Source organism: Streptomyces sp. NPDC059443 (assembly GCF_042750105.1).
Taxonomy (GTDB): domain Bacteria; phylum Actinomycetota; class Actinomycetes; order Streptomycetales; family Streptomycetaceae; genus Streptomyces.
Map to the genome: position 1 here is coordinate 1 of NZ_JBHYVM010000078.1, position 1,079 is coordinate 1,079.

A 1,079-nucleotide genomic window follows, 5' to 3' on the forward strand; every position below is an offset into this window, starting at 1 on the left:
TGGACCTGGGCGGGGTCCTCGCCGGCGAAGCCGAGCTCGGCGCGCACGCGTGCGTGCCAGTACTCGGCCATGGCCTCGGCGAGCTGCACGGACAGGCCGTGGAGCTCCAGGTAGTCGCGGTAGGAGTCGGACTCGAAGAGCTTGGCCGTGGCCTCGCCGATCTTCGAGCCGACGGTGACCACCTGAAGCCCGACGACATCGGTCTCGCCGGACTCCTCGGGGCGGAAGAAGTCCGCGAGGCACAGGCGGCGGCCGCGACGCTGGCGGGGGAAGGTGAACCGGGTCCGTTCCGATCCGTTCTCGTCGAGGAGGATCAGGTCGTCGCCCTTGGAGACGCACGGGAAGTAGCCGTAGACCACGGCCGCTTCGAGGAGGTTCTCCGTGTGCAGCTTGTCGAGCAGTCCGCGCAGACGCGGGCGCCCCTCGGTCTCGACCAACTCTTCGTAGGTGGGACCGCCACGGGCCTGCTTGAGGCCCCACTGGCCCTTGAACAGGGCGCCTTCGTCGAGCCAGGAGGCGTAGTCCTTGAGCGGGATGCCCTTGACGACACGGGTACCCCAGAAAGGCGGAGCGGGGATCGGGTTGGTCAGGGACACATCGGAACGGACGGGCCCCTCCGGCTCCTCCTCCACCTCGGTCACGACCGTCGGCCGGGCCGCGACACGGCGCTGTTTCAGCGGTGGGAGTTCGACGCCCGGGACCCCGCGTTTCACACCCATCAGGGCGTCCATGAGGCGCAGGCCTTCGAAGGCGTCGCGGGCGTAGCGGACTTCGCCCTCGTAGATCTCGTGGAGGTCCTGCTCGACGTAGGCACGGGTCAGGGCGGCGCCGCCGAGGATCACCGGGTAGTCGGCTGCCAGCTTGCGCTGGTTGAGCTCCTCCAGGTTCTCCTTCATGATCACCGTCGACTTCACCAGCAGGCCCGACATGCCGATGACGTCGGCCTTGTGCTCCTGCGCCGCTTCCAGGATCGCGGAGACCGGCTGCTTGATGCCGATGTTGACGACGTTGTAGCCGTTGTTCGTCAGGATGATGTCGACGAGGTTCTTCCCGATGTCATGGACATCCCCGCGGACCGT

At 67.6% G+C, this 1,079-nt stretch carries 1 protein-coding gene; it reads right to left on the minus strand.

Translation table 11 applies throughout. The annotated features are described in order from the left end of the window. Positions 1 to 1,079, minus strand: a 1,079-nt coding sequence (locus tag ACFXDJ_RS35850) for a vitamin B12 dependent-methionine synthase activation domain-containing protein (RefSeq protein WP_384851294.1), incomplete at both ends; no start/stop codon positions are given.